The sequence below is a fragment of the Streptomyces sp. NPDC045026 genome (assembly GCF_056432625.1).
Map to the genome: position 1 here is coordinate 13,934 of NZ_JBWKIS010000027.1, position 17,987 is coordinate 31,920.

The 17,987-nt window shown below is 69.8% G+C and carries 13 protein-coding genes; 1 reads left to right on the plus strand and 12 read right to left on the minus strand.

Annotated features, from left to right (window positions below):
• Nucleotides 1–27 precede the first annotated feature (27 nt).
• Entirely contained in the window at nucleotides 28–1,287 is a 1,260-nt protein-coding gene (locus tag AC07EJ_RS36790) for a carboxylate--amine ligase (RefSeq protein WP_389485901.1), read from the minus strand.
• A 213-nt stretch (nucleotides 1,288–1,500) separates the two neighbouring features.
• Between AC07EJ_RS36790 and fahA the strand changes: the two genes are divergently transcribed.
• On the plus strand, nucleotides 1,501–2,763 hold the full coding sequence (gene fahA / locus AC07EJ_RS36795; RefSeq protein WP_389485903.1) for a fumarylacetoacetase: 1,263 nt from the start codon (nucleotides 1,501–1,503) through the stop codon (nucleotides 2,761–2,763).
• 91 nt (nucleotides 2,764–2,854) lie between these two features.
• On the opposite strand, the gene recQ is transcribed toward fahA, so the two are convergent.
• From recQ to nuoE, 11 genes are all read right to left on the minus strand, one after another.
• Entirely contained in the window at nucleotides 2,855–4,831 is a 1,977-nt protein-coding gene (gene recQ / locus AC07EJ_RS36800; RefSeq protein ID WP_389485905.1) for a DNA helicase RecQ, read from the minus strand.
• A gap of 205 nt (nucleotides 4,832–5,036) precedes the next feature.
• Entirely contained in the window at nucleotides 5,037–6,686 is a 1,650-nt protein-coding gene (gene nuoN / locus AC07EJ_RS36805; protein ID WP_389485907.1) for an NADH-quinone oxidoreductase subunit NuoN, read from the minus strand.
• On the minus strand, nucleotides 6,683–8,254 hold the full coding sequence (locus AC07EJ_RS36810) for an NADH-quinone oxidoreductase subunit M (RefSeq protein ID WP_389485909.1): 1,572 nt from the start codon (nucleotides 8,252–8,254) through the stop codon (nucleotides 6,683–6,685). The genes nuoN and AC07EJ_RS36810 overlap by 4 nt, the downstream gene beginning before the upstream one ends.
• A gap of 5 nt (nucleotides 8,255–8,259) precedes the next feature.
• Nucleotides 8,260–10,161 (minus strand): NADH-quinone oxidoreductase subunit L, encoded by a 1,902-nt coding sequence (gene nuoL / locus AC07EJ_RS36815; RefSeq protein ID WP_389485911.1) that lies wholly within the window; start codon nucleotides 10,159–10,161, stop codon nucleotides 8,260–8,262.
• Nucleotides 10,162–10,175: 14 nt separating this feature from the next.
• Nucleotides 10,176–10,475: an NADH-quinone oxidoreductase subunit NuoK gene (gene nuoK / locus AC07EJ_RS36820; RefSeq protein WP_004927567.1), complete on the minus strand. Its 300-nt coding sequence runs from the start codon at nucleotides 10,473–10,475 to the stop codon at nucleotides 10,176–10,178.
• Nucleotides 10,472–11,296, minus strand: coding sequence for an NADH-quinone oxidoreductase subunit J (locus AC07EJ_RS36825; RefSeq protein WP_389485913.1), 825 nt, complete (start codon nucleotides 11,294–11,296; stop codon nucleotides 10,472–10,474). Before AC07EJ_RS36825 ends, nuoK begins: the two co-directional genes overlap by 4 nt.
• Nucleotides 11,293–11,904 (minus strand): NADH-quinone oxidoreductase subunit NuoI, encoded by a 612-nt coding sequence (gene nuoI, locus AC07EJ_RS36830; RefSeq protein ID WP_389485915.1) that lies wholly within the window; start codon nucleotides 11,902–11,904, stop codon nucleotides 11,293–11,295. The genes AC07EJ_RS36825 and nuoI overlap by 4 nt, the downstream gene beginning before the upstream one ends.
• Nucleotides 11,897–13,279 (minus strand): NADH-quinone oxidoreductase subunit NuoH, encoded by a 1,383-nt coding sequence (nuoH, locus tag AC07EJ_RS36835; RefSeq protein ID WP_389485917.1) that lies wholly within the window; start codon nucleotides 13,277–13,279, stop codon nucleotides 11,897–11,899. The genes nuoI and nuoH overlap by 8 nt, the downstream gene beginning before the upstream one ends.
• On the minus strand, nucleotides 13,276–15,774 hold the full coding sequence (locus tag AC07EJ_RS36840) for an NADH-quinone oxidoreductase subunit G (RefSeq protein WP_389485919.1): 2,499 nt from the start codon (nucleotides 15,772–15,774) through the stop codon (nucleotides 13,276–13,278). Before AC07EJ_RS36840 ends, nuoH begins: the two co-directional genes overlap by 4 nt.
• Nucleotides 15,771–17,123: an NADH-quinone oxidoreductase subunit NuoF gene (gene nuoF / locus AC07EJ_RS36845; protein ID WP_389485921.1), complete on the minus strand. Its 1,353-nt coding sequence runs from the start codon at nucleotides 17,121–17,123 to the stop codon at nucleotides 15,771–15,773. Before nuoF ends, AC07EJ_RS36840 begins: the two co-directional genes overlap by 4 nt.
• The gene (nuoE, locus tag AC07EJ_RS36850) at nucleotides 17,123–17,956 is read right to left on the minus strand and encodes an NADH-quinone oxidoreductase subunit NuoE (protein WP_389486025.1); all 834 of its coding nucleotides are present in this window, start codon (nucleotides 17,954–17,956) and stop codon (nucleotides 17,123–17,125) included. Before nuoE ends, nuoF begins: the two co-directional genes overlap by 1 nt.
• Between the last annotated feature and the right edge of the window lie 31 nt (nucleotides 17,957–17,987).

Below are 17,987 nucleotides of genomic sequence, written 5' to 3' on the forward strand. Positions count from 1 at the left end.
GTGGCCGTAGCTGGTGCCGGCGATGGGCTACTTGGGCTGGGCCTTCGCCATGCCACCGCCGCGGCGGTTGGTCCGCCACAGCTGGTGGAGGTGGCGGGCTCCCGGGCCCACAAACCGGGCGAGCATCGTGAACAGCGGCCGCAGATCGTCGGTGGCGAGCCACGCGAGCTCCGTGCCCGTGGCGCGGGCGGGGGCGTGCGGGGTCGTGTAACCGCTGCGGCGGTAGGCGATGAGAGCGGGCAGGTCGATGTTCTCCACCACGTACCGGTGGCCCGCGCGCTGTTCCCCCTCCGGTACGGCGCGGCCGGTCAGGTCGAGATGCATGGCACGGACGACGTCGATCCCGGACTCGCTCTCGAAGAGCCGGAACTGGGCGCCCATGCGCGGATTGAAGTCGAGGAGCTTGTACTGGCCGTCGCGCCGGTCGAAGCGCAGGTCGAGGTCGATGACGCCGGTGAAGCCGATCTGTTTGATGAAACGCGCGGCGAGGTCCGCGAGTTCCGGATTGTCGACGACGTACGCATTCGCCGTCATGCCCGCGTGCGGTGGCCAGGAACGCACCTTGACGCCGGTGAAGAGGGCGAGCGGCGTCGAGTCCGCGTCGAAGTACGCGTGCACGATCCAGTCCTCCGCCTGCTCCCTCGGCAGATACTCCTGGAGGATCACGCCGGGCTGCTCGCCCCAGTCGCGGGCGAGTTCGAGCAGACCTCCGGGGGTCGCGATCTTCGTCGTCCCGTTCACCGCGGGCTGCTTGCGGCGGGTGAACGCCTCACGGTTCTTGGCGACCACCGGGAAGCGCGCCGACGCGGCGAACTCCTCGATGTCGGCGTACGACTCCGGGAACGCGGCCGCCGGCGACGCGACGCCGTGCTCCACGCACAGTTCGTGCAGCCCCTGCTTGCTGGCGAGCCGGCGCGGCAGGTCCCGCTCGACGCGCGGGAACAGGAACTTTCCCCCGTCGGCCAGCTGCTCCTGGTGCTCGGCGATGAGGACGGCCGCCTCTTCGTCGGTCGGGATCAGGACCGTCGGCCTGCCGATCCGGCGCGCGATGCGCAGCATGCCCTCGACGAGCCGCTCCGGTTCCTCGGCCCCGGTGGTCCGCCAGGGAAAGGCCCGGTGCAGATAGCGCGAGGACGCCGCCGGCGTGTAACGGTCTTCCGTGATCGCGTACATGGGCACGCCGAGGCGGCCCAGGCTGCGGATTGCTCCCACTCCTCCGTGATGCAGTGGATAGTCACCGAACTTGACGATCAGGCCTGGCACGTCCCGGTCGACTCCGAACGGCACGCTGCTGGCACTCCTGGCCACGGGTCCCCCCACGTGTCCTGTCCCCCTTCGGACCCGGACCCACCCCGTCCGCGTCCCCCGATAGGACGCTAAGCCGGAATTGACCACTCCAGCAAGGCTTATCCGGACATTGCGAACTCTTTAGGCACTGCCCCAACGCGTCGCTCCCACGTAACGTGTGGCCCACCCATATGGAAAGCGAGGCAGGTACGCATGTCCGAGCAGACCCCGCTCACCCCCCTCGACCTCCCCGAAGGCGACCCCTTCGGACCGCACAACCTCCCGTACGGGGTGTTCTCCCGGCCGGGGGAGGCCGTCGAGACGCGCCGGGTCGGCGTGCGCCTCGGCTCGTACGTGCTCGACGCGGGCGCCGCGGCGGCCGCGCTCGGCTCGCCCTACGTCTCCCTGCTCGCGCGCCCCACCCTGAACCCGCTGATGGCGGCGGGCCGCACCGCCTGGTCGGACGTGCGCCGCGCGCTCACGGCCTGGGTCACGGTCCCGGCCCACCGCGAGACCGTGGGCCCCCTGCTGTACCCGCTCGACGACGTCACCCTGCACCTCCCCTTCGAGGTCGCGGACTACGTCGACTTCTACGCCTCGGAGAACCACGCCCGGAACCTCGGCCGCATGTTCCGCCCGGACGAGGAGCCGCTGAAGCCCAACTGGAAGCATCTGCCGGTGGGTTACCACGGCCGCGCGGGGACGGTCGTGGTCTCGGGCACGGACGTGGTCCGCCCCTCGGGCCAGCGGAAGTCACCGGCCGACCCGGCCCCTGTCTTCGGCCCCTCGGTGCGGCTCGACATCGAGACCGAGCTCGGCTTCGTCGTCGGGACGCCGTCCGCGCAGGGCACGGCGGTACCGCTGTCCGCGTACCGCGACCACGTGTTCGGGCTCTGCCTCCTCAACGACTGGTCGGCGCGCGACATCCAGTCGTGGGAGACCGTGCCGCTCGGCCCGCACCTGGGCAAGTCGTTCGCCACGTCGGTCTCGGCCTGGATCACTCCGCTGGAGGCGCTGGACGAGGCGCGCGTGACGCCCCCGGAGCGCACCTACCCCCTCCTGCCGTACCTGGACGACTCGGCGCCCTCCGCCGACGGCATCGCGGACGAGCCCGGCGGCTACGACCTGCACATCACCGTCAGCCTCAACGGCCATGTCATCTCCGAGACCTCGTCCGCCGGCCTGTACTGGACGGCAGCCCAGATGCTGGCCCACATGACGGTGGCCGGCGCCTCCCTGCGCACCGGGGACCTGTACGGCTCCGGCACGATCAGCGGCGCCTCGGAGAACGCACGCGGCTCCCTCATCGAGATCACCTGGAACGGGCGTGACGCCATCGAACTCCCCGACGGCAAGCGCACGTTCCTCGAGAACGACGACGTGGTCACCATGACGGCCTGGGCCCAGGGCCCGGACAACACCCGAGTGGGCCTGGGCGAAGTGACGGGGCGGATCGTGGCGGGCGCCACGGCATGAGAGACCGGAGGCGTCGCTGTCAGGGGCCCGACGGTGGGGCGCCGTCAGTGGCCTGAGTGCGCCGCCTCCACCGTCACCACCGTCACCACCGTCACCAGTCGATGTCCTCCGGCTCCTGCTCGTCCTCGGGCCAGCCGGGGTCCGGCTCCGGCGCCTCCCCGGCGGCGGAGCCGGCCGGGGCTGCCGGGCCGCTGGAACCGGCGCTGTCCAGGCCTGCCAGGACGGCGAGCACACCCTCGCCCCACGTCGCCAGCTTCTTCTCGCCGACGCCGCCGATCGTGCCCAACTGGCCGATGGACGTGGGGTGTTGGAGGGCGATCTCCTTGAGGGTCGCGTCGTGGAAGATGACGTACGCCGGGACCCCGTTCTCCTTCGCCTGCGCGCCGCGCCACGCGCGCAGCGCCTCGAAGACGGGCAGCAGCTGCTCCGGCAGGTCCGCCGCGGGCGACTTCGCCTTGCGCTCGCGCGAAGCCGAGCGGGAGGCGGCGGGCCGCGGCGCCTCCTTGCGCAGCCGCACCTCACGCTGCCTCCCGAGGACGCTGCCGCTCTCCTCCGTGAGCACCAGCGTCCCGTACTCGCCCTCTACCGCGATGAGGCTCTGCGCCAGCAGCTGCCGCACCACACCCCGCCATTCGGCCTCGCTCAGGTCCTCGCCGATACCGAAGACGGAGAGCTGGTCGTGGTCGAACTGGATGACCTTGGCTGTGCGCCGGCCCATCAGGATGTCGATGATCTGGCCCGCGCCGAACTTCTGCCTCCGCTCCCGGTCCAGGCGCACCACCGTGGAGAGGATCTTCTGCGCGGCGACGGTCCCGTCCCAGGTCTCGGGCGGCGAGAGGCAGGTGTCACAGTTGCCGCAGGCGGCCGTCTGCGGCTCCTGCCCGAAGTACATGAGCAGCTGGGACCGGCGGCACTGCGCCGTCTCGCACAGCGCCAGCATCGCGTCGAGGTGGGACCCCGCCCGGCGCCGGAACGCCTCGTCCCCCTCCCCCATGTTGATCAGCTTCCGCTGCTGGACGACGTCCTGCAGCCCGTACGCCATCCAGGCCGTAGAGGGGAGGCCGTCACGGCCGGCGCGGCCCGTCTCCTGGTAGTAGCCCTCGACGGACTTCGGCAGGTCGAGGTGCGCGACGAACCGGACGTCGGGCTTGTCGATGCCCATGCCGAACGCGATGGTCGCGCAGACGACCAGCCCCTCCTCGCGCAGGAAGCGGGACTGGTGCGCCGCGCGGGTGCCCGCGTCCAGGCCCGCGTGGTACGGGACCGCCTCGATGCCGTTGCGGCTGAGGAACTCGGCCGTCGCCTCCACGGACTTGCGCGACAGGCAGTACACGATGCCCGCGTCGCCCTCGTGCTCCTGCTTGAGGAAGGTGAGGAGCTGCTTCTTCGGGTCGGCCTTCGGCACGATCCGGTACTGGATGTTGGGCCGGTCGAAGCTCGCCACGAAGTGCTTGGCGTCCGGCATGCCCAGGCGCTGGGTGATCTCCTGGTGCGTGGCGTGCGTGGCGGTCGCGGTGAGCGCGATGCGCGGTACGTCCGGCCAGCGCTGCCCGAGGACGGAGAGCGCCAGGTAGTCGGGGCGGAAGTCGTGCCCCCACTGGGCCACGCAGTGCGCCTCGTCGATCGCGAAGACGGAGATCCTGCCGCGGGAGAGCAGGTCGAGCGTGGAGTCGAGGCGCAGCCGCTCCGGCGCCAGATAGATGACGTCCAGCTCGCCCGCGAGAAACTCGGCCTCGACGGTGCGCCGCTCGTCGAAGTCCTGCGTCGAGTTCATGAACCCGGCGCGCACGCCGAGCGCACGCAGCGCGTCCACCTGGTCCTGCATCAGGGCGATGAGGGGCGAGACCACGACGCCCGTACCGGGCCTGACCATGGCCGGGATCTGGTAGCACAGGGACTTTCCGCCGCCGGTCGGCATCAGGACGACGGCGTCCCCGCCGTCCACGACGTGGTCGATGATCGCTTCCTGCTCGCCGCGGAACGCGTCATATCCGAAGACGCGGTGCAGCGTCTCCAGCGCGCCGCCGCGCATCGCCGTCGCCACGCCGGGCTCCGTCACCTCGCTCATGCCACCGATCCCATTCATCGCCCTGTCCCCCGTACGTCCGTACTCCGTGGTTCGACCACTGCTGCCACGATAGGGCTCCGCGCCGACAGCCCGAAAAGTTATCCACAGGCTGGGGATCCGGGGCGCCGTCCGCGGCGGCCGGGAACACCGCCGCCCGGCGCCCCCTCTCAGGGACACCGGGCGGCCAGGACCCCGCGCTGCGCGGCTACCGCACGAACACGCTCGCGTGGTTCGCCAGGTCCAGGAAGTATTGCGGCGCCAGGCCCAGCACCACCGTGACCGCCACACCCACGGCGATCGTGGTCATGGTCAGCGGCGAGGGCACGGCGACCGTCGGGCCGTCCGCCTTCGGCTCGCTGAAGAACATGAGCACGATCACCCGGATGTAGAAGAACGCCGCGATGGCCGACGAGATCACACCGACCACGACGAGCGCACCGGCCCCGCCCTCCGCCGCCGCCTTGAACACGGCGAACTTTCCGGCGAAGCCCGAGGTCAGCGGGATACCGGCGAAGGCGAGCAGGAACACCGCGAAGACGGCCGCCACGAGCGGCGAGCGGCGTCCGAGCCCCGCCCACTTCGACAGGTGCGTGGCCTCGCCGCCCGCGTCCCTGACCAGCGTGACCACGGCGAACGCGCCGACGGTCACGAACGAGTACGCGCCCAGGTAGAAGAGCACGGACGAGATGCCGTCGGGCGTGGTGGCGATGACACCGGCGAGGATGAATCCGGCGTGCGCGATCGACGAGTACGCGAGGAGCCGCTTGATGTCGGTCTGGGTGATCGCGACGATCGCGCCGCCCAGCATCGTGATGATCGCGATGCCCCACATGACCGGCCGCCAGTCCCAGCGCATGCCGGGCAGGACGACGTACAGGAGCCGCAGGAGGGCGCCGAAGGCGGCGACCTTCGTGGCGGCCGCCATGAAGCCGGTGACCGGCGTGGGCGCGCCCTGGTAGACGTCCGGGGTCCACATGTGGAACGGCACGGCGCCGACCTTGAACAGCAGGCCCATGACGACCATGGCCACGCCGATGAGCAGCAGCGCGTCGTTCCCCATGGTGTCGGCGAGCGCCGGGTCGATGTTCTGGATCGATCCGTCGACGACGTCGGCGATCGTCGCGTACGACACCGAGCCCGCGTACCCGTACAGGAGGGCGATGCCGAACAGGGTGAACGCCGAGGCGAAGGCGCCGAGGAGGAAATACTTGACCGCGGCCTCCTGCGACAGGAGCCGCTTGCGGCGGGCCACGGCGCACAGGAGGTAGAGCGGCAGGGAGAAGACTTCCAGGGCGATGAACAGCGTCAGGAGGTCGTTCGCCGAGGGGAAGACCAGCATGCCGCCGATCGCGAAGAGCACGAGCGGGAACACCTCGGTGGTGGTGAACCCGGCCTTCACCGCCGCCTTCTCGCTGTCGCTGCCCGGTACGGACGCGGCCTGCGCGGCGAACGAGTCGACGCGGTTGCCGTGCGCCTCCGGGTCCAGGCGGCGCTCGGCGAAGGTGAAGATCGCGACGAGGCCGGTCAGCAGGATCACGCCCTGGAGGAACAGGGCCGGGCCGTCGACGGAGATCGCGCCCATGGCCGCGATGTGCGCCTTCGTGGTGCCGTACCCGCCGGCGGCGAGCCCGACCACCGCGGCGAACGCGGCGGCCAGGGCGACGACGGCGAGGAACACCTGGACGTAGTAGCGGGACTTGCGCGGCACGAACGCCTCGACAAGGACCCCGAGGACCGCCGCACCGAGGACGATCAGGGTGGGCGACAATTGGCCGTATTCGATCTTCGGCGCGTCGATCTTGGAAATGGGATCGGCCGCCGTTGTCCACAGGCTGTGGACGGCTGCTGCGCTCACTTGGCCGCCTCCACCGCTGGCTTCGGGTCCTTCTTGTGTACGTCGGACAGGGTCTGCTTGACCGCCGGGTTCACCAGGTCGGTGACCGGCTTCGGGTAGACGCCCAGGAAGATCAGCACGGCGATCAGCGGGACGACCACCGCGAGTTCCCGCACGCGCAGGTCCGGCAGGGCCGAGACCTCCGGCTTCACCGGGCCCGTCATCGTGCGCTGGTAGAGGACGAGCGTGTAGAGCGCGGCGAGCACGATGCCGAAGGTCGCGATGATCCCGATCACCGGGTAGCGCGAGAACGTGCCGACCAGGACCAGGAACTCACTCACGAAGGGCGCGAGGCCCGGCAGCGAGAGCGTCGCGAGGCCGCCGATCAGGAACGTGCCGGCGAGTACCGGGGCGACCTTCTGCACGCCTCCGTAGTCCGCGATCAGGCGCGAGCCGCGGCGCGAGATCAGGAAGCCCGCCACCAGCATCAGGGCGGCCGTCGAGATTCCGTGGTTGACCATGTAGAGCGTCGCGCCCGACTGGCCCTGGCTGGTCATCGCGAAGATGCCGAGGACGATGAAGCCGAAGTGCGAGATCGACGCGTACGCCACCAGGCGCTTGATGTCCCGCTGGCCGACCGCGAGCAGCGCACCGTAGACGATGCTGATGAGGGCCAGTACGAGGATGACCGGCGTCGCCCACTTCGAGGCCTCCGGGAAGAGCTGGAGGCAGAAGCGGAGCATCGCGAACGTGCCGACCTTGTCGACCACCGCCGTGATGAGGACGGCGACCGGGGCGGTGGCCTCCCCCATCGCGTTCGGCAGCCAGGTGTGCAGCGGCCACAGCGGTGCCTTCACGGCGAAGGCGAAGAAGAAGCCGAGGAAGAGCCAGCGCTCGGTACTGGTCGCCATGTGCAGCGAACCGTTGGCCCGCGCGGCCACGATCTCCTGGAGCGAGAAGTTCCCCGCCACCACGTAGAGACCGATCACGGCCGCCAGCATGATGAGGCCGCCGACGAGGTTGTAGAGGAGGAACTTCACGGCGGCGTACGAGCGTTGGGCCGCCGCGTTCTCGTCGCTGCCCGCGTGGGCGCGGTCCCCGAAGCCGCCGATGAGGAAGTACATCGGGATGAGCATGGCTTCAAAGAAGATGTAGAAGAGGAAGACGTCGGTGGCCTCGAAGGAGATGATCACCATCGCCTCGACGCCGAGGATCAGGGCGAAGAAGCCCTGCGTCGGACGCCACCTCGAACTGCCGGTCTCCTGCGGGTCGGCGTCGTGCCAGCCCGCGAGGATCACGAACGGCATCAGGAGGGCGGTGAGCGCGATGAGCGCCACCGCGATGCCGTCCACGCCCAGCTCGTACCGCACCCCGAAGTCCTTGATCCAGGAGTGGGATTCGGTGAGCTGGTAGCGGGCGCCGCCGGGCTCGAAGCGCACGAGCACGACCGCAGCCAGCACGAGCGTGGCGAGCGAGACGAGCAGCGCCAGCCACTTCGCCGCCGTGCGCCGCGCCGCCGGGACGGCAGCCGTGGCGATGGCTCCCACGGCGGGGAGCACCGCCGTCGCTGTCAGCAGAGGAAAGGACATTGCTATCAGACCGCCCTCATCAGCAGGGTCGCGGCGACGATGAGTGCCGCACCGCCGAACATCGAGACGGCGTACGAGCGGGCGTAGCCGTTCTGGAGCTTGCGCAGCCGGCCGGAGAGCCCGCCGACCGAGGCCGCCGTCCCGTTGACCACGCCGTCGACCAGGGTGTGGTCGACGTAGACCAGGGAGCGGGTGAGGTGCTCGCCGCCGCGGACCAGGACCACGTGGTTGAAGTCGTCCTGGAGCAGGTCGCGGCGGGCGGCCCGGGTGAGCAGCGAGCCGCGCGGGGCGACGACCGGGACCGGGCGGCGGCCGTACTGGAGGTAGGCCAGGCCCACGCCGATCACCAGGACCACCATGGTGGCCGCGGTGACGGTCGTGGCGCTGATCGGCGCGTCCCCGTGGCTGTGCTCGGTGACCGGCTCCAGCCAGTGCAGGAAGCGGTCGCCGATGCTGAAGAAGCCACCCGCGAAGACGGATCCGACCGCGAGCACGATCATCGGGATCGTCATGGACTTCGGCGACTCGTGCGGGTGCGGCTCGTGGCCGTCCGCGTCCGGCTGCCAGCGCTTCTCACCGAAGAATGTCATGATCATCACGCGCGTCATGTAGAACGCGGTGATGGCCGCGCCGAGCAGGGCCACCGAGCCGAGGATCCAGCCCTCCGTGCCGCCCTTCGCGAACGCCGCCTCGATGATCTTGTCCTTGGAGAAGAAGCCGGACAGACCCGGGAAGCCGATGATCGCGAGATAGCCGAGCCCGAACGTGACGAACGTGACCGGCATGTACTTCCTGAGGGCGCCGTACTTCCTCATGTCCACCTCGTCGTTCATGCCGTGCATGACCGAACCGGCGCCGAGGAAGAGGCCCGCCTTGAAGAAGCCGTGCGTCACCAGGTGCATGATCGCGAAGACGTAGCCGATGGGGCCGAGGCCCGCGGCCAGCACCATGTAGCCGATCTGCGACATCGTCGAGCCGGCCAGCGCCTTCTTGATGTCGTCCTTCGCGCAACCGACGATCGCACCGAACAGGAGCGTGACCGATCCGACGATGACGACGACGAGCTGTGCGTCCGGCGACGCGTTGAACACCGCGCCGGAGCGGACGATCAGATAGACACCGGCAGTCACCATGGTCGCGGCGTGGATGAGGGCCGAGACCGGGGTCGGGCCCTCCATCGCGTCACCGAGCCAGGACTGCAGCGGCACCTGTGCGGACTTGCCGCACGCGGCGAGCAGCAGCATCAGGGCGATGCCCGTCAGCGTCGCGCCGCCGCCCTGGTGTTCGTCCGCCGCCTTCAGTACCGGCGCGAAGGCGAACGTCCCGAACGTCGTGAACATCAGCATGATGGCGATCGACAGGCCCATGTCGCCGACGCGGTTGACCAGGAAGGCCTTCTTCGCCGCGGTGGCCGCGCTGGGCTTGTGCTGCCAGAAGCCGATCAGGAGGTACGAGGCGAGGCCCACGCCCTCCCAGCCGACGTACAGCAGCAGGTAGTTGTCGGCGAGGACCAGGAGGAGCATCGCCGCGACGAACAGGTTCAGGTAGCCGAAGAAGCGGCGGCGCCGCTCGTCGTGCTCCATGTACCCGATCGAGTAGATGTGGATCAGCGTGCCCACACCGGAGATCAGGAGCACGAACGTCATCGACAGCTGGTCCAGCTGGAAGGAGACGTCCGCCTGGAAGCCCTCGACCGGGATCCAGCTGAACAGGTGCTGGGTGAGGGAGCGGTCGTCGGCGCCCTTGCCGAGCATGTCGGCGAAAAGGAGGACGCCGATCACGAAGGAGACGGCCGCGAACAGCGTGCCGAGCAGATGGCCCACACGGTCCAACCGCCGTCCGCCGCACAGCAGTACGGCCGCTCCGAGCAGTGGCGCCGCTACCAGCAGCGCAATCAGGTTTTCCACTGTGCAGCGACCCCTTACAGCTTCATCAGGCTGGCGTCGTCGACCGAGGCCGAGTGGCGGGAACGGAACAGCGACACGATGATCGCGAGCCCGACCACGACCTCCGCGGCGGCGACGACCATCGTGAAGAAGGCGATGATCTGGCCGTCGAGATTGCCGTGCATCCGGGAGAACGCGACGAACGCGAGGTTGCACGCGTTGAGCATGAGCTCGACGCACATGAACACGACGATCGCGTTCCGCCTGATGAGCACGCCGGTGGCGCCGATCGTGAACAACAGGGCGGCGAGATACAGGTAGTTGACGGGATTCACTTCGACGCCTCCTCGGTCCGCTCAAGGCGCTCGGCCGAGCGCTGCTCCAGGGCCTTCAGGTCACCGAGCGCCTCGTCCGACACGTCGCGGATCTGGCCGCGCTCGCGCAGCGTCCTGTTGACCGTGAGCTCGGAGGGGGTGCCGTCGGGGAGCAGGCCCGCGATGTCGACCGCGTTGTGCCGGGCGTAGACACCCGGGGCGGGCAGCGGCGGCAGGTGCTTGCCCTCGCGCACGCGCTGCTCGGCCATCTCGCGCTGGGTCCTGGCCCGCTCGACGCGCTCGCGGTGCGTGAGCACCATCGCGCCGAGGGTGGCCGTGATCAGCAGGGCGCCGGTGATCTCGAAGGCGAAGACGTACTTCGTGAAGATGAGGGCGGCGAGGCCTTCCACGTTCCCGCCGGCGTTCGCCTTGCCCAGTCCGTTGAAATGGTGGAGCGAGGCGTTCCCGATGCCCGCGAGCAGCAGGATCCCGAAGCCGAGGCCGCACACCAGGGCCAGCCAGCGCTGCCCCTTGATGGTCTCCTTCAGGGAGTCCGCCGCGGTGACACCGACGAGCATGACCACGAACAGGAACAGCATCATGATCGCGCCGGTGTAGACGATGATCTGGACGACGCCCAGGAAGTACGCGCCGTTGGCCAGGTAGAAGACCGCCAGGATGATCATGGTCCCGGCGAGGCACAGCGCGCTGTGCACCGCCTTCTTCATCAGGACCGTGCACAGCGCGCCGATGACGGCGACCGTGCCGAGGATCCAGAACTGGAAGGCCTCACCCGTGGAGGTGCCGGCGGCAAGAGTGGCTGTGGCGGCGAGCTGGCTCATGCCTCCGCCCCCTCGGGTTCAGGCTTCTCGCCCTTGGAGACGGCGACCTGACGCACCGTGCCGGGCGCGGCCTCCGTCACCAGACCTCGGTAGTAGTCCTGCTCGTCCGTGCCGGGGAAGATCGAGTGGGGCGATTCGACCATGCCCTCCTCGAGCCCGGCGAGCAGCTGCTCCTTGGTGTAGATCAGGTTCTCGCGGCTGCTGTCGGCGAGCTCGAACTCGTTCGTCATCGTCAGCGCGCGCGTGGGGCATGCCTCGATGCACAGACCGCACAGGATGCAGCGGGCGTAGTTGATCTGGTAGACGCGGCCGTACCGCTCGCCCGGCGAGTAGCGCTCCTCTTCGGTGTTGTCCGCGCCCTCCACATAGATGGCATCCGCGGGACAGGCCCAGGCGCACAACTCGCAGCCGATGCACTTCTCCAGGCCGTCCGGATGACGGTTGAGCTGGTGCCGGCCGTGGAACCGCGGGGCCGTGGTCTTGGGCTGCTCCGGGTACTGCTCCGTCAGCCGCTTCTTGAACATGGCCTTGAAGGTCACGCCGAAGCCGGCCACGGGATTCTGGAAGCCGGGCTTGATCTGCCCGCCCTCCGTCGACTCCTCAGCCATGGGACGCCTCCTTTCCGTCACGGGGACCCTCACCGGTTCCGTCACTGGCAGTATCCGGTCCGCCACTGACAATCAACTCCCGCTCCCCGCGCGGGCGTCGGCGCGGTACGGCCGGCGGGGTCTGGCCGGGCAGCGGCGGGACCGGGAAGCCGCCTGCCATCGGGTCGAAGGCCGCGGCCTGTTCGGCCACCTCCCGCGCCTCGCGTTCCTTGCCGCCGCGGTCCCTGAAGATGTCGACGAGGAACGAGAGCAGCAGCAGGGCGAGGACGCCACCCCCCACGTACAGGGCGATGGAGGCGAAGTCGTAGTTCTCGTTCCGCAGGGTCCGCACCGTGGCGACCAGCATCAGCCAGACCACCGAGACCGGGATGAGGACCTTCCAGCCGAGCTTCATCAGCTGGTCGTAGCGCACGCGCGGGAGCGTGCCGCGCAGCCAGATGAAGAAGAACAGCAGCAGCTGGACCTTGATGACGAACCAGAGCATCGGCCACCAGCCGTGGTTCGCGCCCTCCCAGAAGGTGGACACCGGCCACGGGGCCCGCCAGCCGCCCAGGAAGAGCGTCACCGACACGGCCGAGACCGTCACCATGTTCACGTACTCGGCGAGCATGAACAGCGCGAACTTGATCGACGAATACTCGGTGTTGAAGCCGCCGACGAGGTCGCCCTCGGACTCCGGCATGTCGAAGGGGGCGCGGTTCGTCTCGCCGACCATCGTCACGATGTAGATCAGGAACGAGACCGGCAGCAGCACGATGTACCAGCGGTCGTGCTGCTGGGCCACGATCTCCGAGGTGGACATCGACCCGGAGTAGAGGAAGACCGAGGCGAAGGCCGCGCCCATCGCGATCTCGTACGAGATCATCTGGGCGCAGGACCGCAGACCGCCCAGCAAGGGGTAGGTCGATCCGGAACTCCAACCCGCGAGCACGATCCCGTAGATGCCGACCGAGGCGACCGCGAGGATGTAGAGCATCGCGATCGGCAGGTCGGTGAGCTGCATCGTCGTGCGCTGGCCGAAGATCGAGACCTCGTTGCCGGAGGGCCCGAAGGGGATCACGGCGATCGCCATGAAGGCCGGGATCGCGGCGACGACCGGCGCCAGGATGTAGACCACCTTGTCGGCGCGCTTGACGACGACGTCTTCCTTGAGCATCAGCTTGATGCCGTCGGCGAGCGACTGGAGCATGCCCCAGGGGCCGTGCCGGTTGGGGCCGATGCGCAGCTGCATCCAGGCGACGACCTTGCGCTCCCACACGATGGAGAAGAGCACGGTCACCATCAGGAAGGCGAAACAGAAGACCGCCTTGATCGCCACCAGCCACCAGGGGTCTGTGCCGAACATCGAGAGGTCTTCCAGAGCGAGCGGGTTCATGACTGCACCTCCTTGGCCTCGTCGATGCCCGCGGGACCGATCCGGACGAGTGCGCCGGGCACGGCCCCCGTGTCGGAGGCCACGCCCCCGCCAGTGGAGTTCAGCGGAAGCCACACCACGCGGTCCGGCATCTCCGTGACCTGGAGCGGGAGTCGGGTCGTCCCCGCCGGGCCGGTGACGGCGAGTACGTCGCCGTCCTTGACGCCCGCCTCGGCGGCCGTGGCGGCCGACACACGCGCGCGTGCCGCGTGCCGCGTACCGGCGAGCGCGTCGTCACCCTCCTGGAGGCGGCCCTGGTCGAGCAGCAGCCGGTGCCCCGCGAGGACGGCCTCGCCGGACGCGGGCCGCGGCAGCTGCGAGGCCGACTCCAGCGAGTCCGTCGCGCGGGGTCCGCTCCAGCCGCCGAGGCGGTCGAGCTCCCCCCGCGCGGCCCGCAGGTCCGGCAGTCCCAGGTGCACGTCCATGGCGTCCGCGAGCATCTGGAGCACCCGCGCGTCGGCGGGCGCCAGGGAGCGCGTCATCTGGTCGGGCTTGAGCGCGGCCTCGAAGAGGCGTGCCCGGCCCTCCCAGTTGAGGAACGTGCCCGCCTTCTCGACGACGGCGGCGACCGGAAACACGACGTCCGCGTGGTCGGTGACCTCGCTGGGGCGCTGCTCCAGGGAGACGACGAACGCCACCTCGTGCAGTGCTTCACGCGCGCGTGCCGGGTCGGGCAGGTCCGCGACCTCGACACCGGCGACGACCAGGGCCCGCAGCTCACCGCCTGCGGCGGCCTCGACGATCTGGCCCGTGTCACGCCCGTAGCGGTGCGGGAGTTCGGACACTCCCCAGGCGACGGCGACCTCCTCCCGCGCGCGCGGGTCGGTGGCCGGGCGACCGCCGGGCAGCAGCGACGGCAGGGCGCCCGCCTCGATCGCGCCGCGCTCCCCGGCCCGGCGCGGGATCCACACCAGCCGGGCGCCGGTCGCCGTGGCGGCCCGCACGACGGCGGTCAGGGCGCCCGGCACGGCGGCGATCCGCTCGCCGACGACGATGACGGCACCTTCGGCGCGCAGCGCCTCGGACGCCTCGGCGCCCTCGTCCTCCAGACCGAAGCCGGAGGCGAGGGCGTCCAGCCACTCGGTCTCGGTGCCCGGCGCGGCCGGCAGCAGCGTGCCGCCCGCCTTCTCCAGGCCGCGGGTCCCGAACGGGGCGAGCCCGAAGGTCCGCTGGCCGTGCCCGCGCCACGCCTTGCGCAGCTTCAGGAAGACGCCGGGCGCCTCCTCCTCGGCCTCGATCCCGACGAGGAGGACGGCGGGCGCCTTCTCCAGAGAGGTGTACGTGACCCCGACGCCGTCGAGGTCACGCCCGCGTCCCGCGACCCGCGCCGCCAGGAAGTCGGCCTCCTCGCTGCTGTGCACGCGCGCGCGGAAGTCGATGTCGTTCGTGTCGAGCGCCACGCGCGCGAACTTGCTGTACGCGTACGCGTCCTCGACGGTGAGCCGGCCGCCGGTCAGGACCCCGGCGCGGCCACGCGCCGACGAAAGACCCCGGGCCGCGACATCCAGGGCCTCGGGCCAGGACGCGGGCTCGAGCACACCGTCCGCGTTCCGCACGAGCGGCGTGGTCAGCCGGTCGGGCTTCTGCGCGTAACGGAACCCGAAGCGGCCCTTGTCGCAGACCCACTCCTCGTTGACCTCGGGGTCCGGCGACGCGAGGCGCCGCATGACCTTGCCGCGCCGGTGGTCGGTGCGGGTCGCACAGCCGCCCGCGCAGTGCTCGCACACAGTGTGCGAGGACACGAGGTCGAAGGGACGGGAGCGGAACCGGTACGCCGCCGAGGTCAGCGCCCCGACCGGACAGATCTGGATCGTGTTCCCGGAGAAGTACGACTCGAAGGGGTCGCCCTCGCCGGTGCCGACCTGCTGGAGCGCGCCGCGCTCGAGCAGCTCGATCATCGGGTCGCCGGCGATCTGGTTCGAGAACCGGGTGCAGCGCGCGCAGAGCACGCACCGCTCACGGTCGAGCAGGACCTGCGTCGAGATCGGGACCGGCTTCTCGAAGGTCCGCTTCTTCCCGTCGAAACGGGAGTCGGACTGGCCGTGCGACATCGCCTGGTTCTGCAGCGGGCACTCGCCACCCTTGTCGCAGACCGGGCAGTCCAGCGGGTGGTTGATGAGGAGCAGCTCCATCACACCGCGCTGCGCCTTCTCGGCGACCGGCGAGCTGAGCTGGCTCTTGACCACCATGCCGTCGGTGCAGGTGATGGTGCAGGACGCCATCGGCTTGCGCTGGCCCTCGACCTCGACGATGCACTGCCGGCAGGCGCCGACCGGGTCGAGCAGAGGGTGGTCGCAGAAGCGGGGGATCTCGATGCCGAGCTGCTCGGCGGCGCGGATGACCAAAGTGCCCTTGGGCACGCTGATCCCGATGCCGTCGATCGTCAGCGAGACGAGATCCTCCGGCGGCACCGCCGCCTCACCGCTCCCGGAGGGAGCGCCTGTGGTTACCGTCATGCGTTCACCTCCGTGCGCTGGTCCGCCCAAGCGGTCGACTTGGCGGGGTCGAAGGGGCAGCCCTTGCCCGTGATGTGCTGCTCGTACTCCTCGCGGAAGAACTTGAGCGAGGAGAAGATCGGGGACGCCGCGCCGTCGCCGAGCGCGCAGAACGACTTGCCGTTGATGTTGTCGGCGATGTCGTTCAGCTTGTCGAGGTCGGCCATGACGCCCTTGCCCGCTTCGATGTCGCGCAACAACTGCACGAGCCAGTACGTCCCTTCGCGGCACGGTGTGCACTTGCCGCAGGACTCGTGGGCGTAGAACTCGGTCCAGCGGGTGACCGCACGCACGACGCAGGTCGTCTCGTCGAAGCACTGGAGCGCCTTCGTGCCCAGCATCGATCCCGCGGCGCCGACGCCCTCGTAGTCGAGGGGCACGTCGAGGTGCTCTTCGGTGAACATCGGGGTCGAACTGCCGCCGGGCGTCCAGAACTTGAGGCGGTGGCCCGCACGGATGCCGCCGCTCATGTCGAGGAGCTGGCGCAGCGTGATGCCGAGCGGCGCCTCGTACTGGCCGGGGTTGGTGACGTGCCCGCTGAGCGAGTACAGCGTGAAGCCCGGGGACTTCTCGCTGCCCATCGACTTGAACCAGTCCTTGCCGCGATTCAGGATCGCGGGAACCGACGCGATGGACTCGACATTGTTGACAACAGTGGGGCACGCGTAGAGGCCCGCGACCGCGGGGAAGGGGGGACGGAGCCGCGGCTGGCCACGGCGCCCTTCGAGCGAGTCGAGCAGTGCGGTCTCCTCGCCACAGATGTACGCGCCCGCGCCCGCGTGCACCGTGACTTCGAGGTTCAGGCCGCTGCCCAGGACGTTCTCGCCGAGGTAGCCCGCCGCGTAGGCCTCCCGTACGGCCTCGTGGAGCCTTCGCAGTACGGGGACGGCCTCACCCCGCAGATAGATGAAGGCATGCGAGGAGCGGATCGCGTAGCACGCGATCACGATCCCCTCGATGAGGGAATGCGGGTTCGCGAAGAGGAGCGGGATGTCCTTGCAGGTCCCGGGCTCCGACTCGTCGGCGTTGACAACCAGATAGTGCGGTTTGCCGTCGCCCTGCGGAATGAACTGCCACTTCATTCCGGTGGGGAAGCCCGCGCCGCCACGGCCGCGCAGTCCGGAGTCCTTCACATAGGCGATCAGGTCGTCCGGCGTCATGGCGAGGGCCTTGCGCAGACCCTCGTAGCCGTCGTGCCGCCGGTAGACGTCGAGGGACCAGGACTTGTCCTCGTCCCAGAACGCCGAAAGGACCGGCGAGAGCAGCTTCTCCGGGCTGGTGTCGTTGTTGATCTCGGCTGCCAAGGTCATCACTCCCCCTCCTCGTCCACAGGGCCCGCCGGGTGAGCCGGATCGGAGGACGATGTGTCCTGCGGCGCGTCGTGCGAACTCAGGTGTTCGGCGGCCGACGCGTCCTGCGGTGTCGCGTCGCCGCCGTCCCGGTGAGGACCTCCGTCGCGCGGATGGACCACGCGCGCGGGGGCGGCCTCGCCCTTGGCGAGGCGCAGGCCGATCAGCGAGGCAGGGCCCGCGCTGCCGCTCGCCTCGACGGCGCCGGGCCGCTCGTCCGGGAAGCCGGCGAGGATCCGCGCGGTCTCCTTGTACGTGCACAGGGGCGCGCCGCGGGTGGGTTCGACCTCGGCTCCCGCGCGCAGGTCGTCGACGAGCTGCTTCGCGCTGCCCACCGTCTGGTTGTCGAAGAACTCCCAGTTGACCATCACGACGGGCGCGAAGTCGCAGGCCGCGTTGCACTCGATGTGTTCGAGGGTGACCTTGCCGTCCTCGGTGGTCCCGCCGTTGCCGACCCCCAGGTGCTCCTGGAGCGCCTCGAAGATGGCGTCGCCGCCCATCACGGCGCACAGCGTGTTCGTGCAGACGCCCACCTGGTAGTCACCGCTCGGCTTGCGCCGGTACATCGTGTAGAAGGTCGCGACGGCGGTGACCTCTGCGGTGGTCAGGCCCAGCATGTCGGCGCAGAACTGCATGCCCGTGCGCGTGACATGGCCCTCCTGTGACTGCACGAGGTGCAGCAGCGGGAGGAGCGCCGAGCGCGATCCCGGGTAGCGGGCGATGATCTCGCGCGCATCCGTCTCGAGCCGGGCCCGGACGTCGTCCGGATAATCGGGCGCGGGCAGTTGGGGCATGCCCAGGCTGACGCCCTGGCCCTGCGCGGAA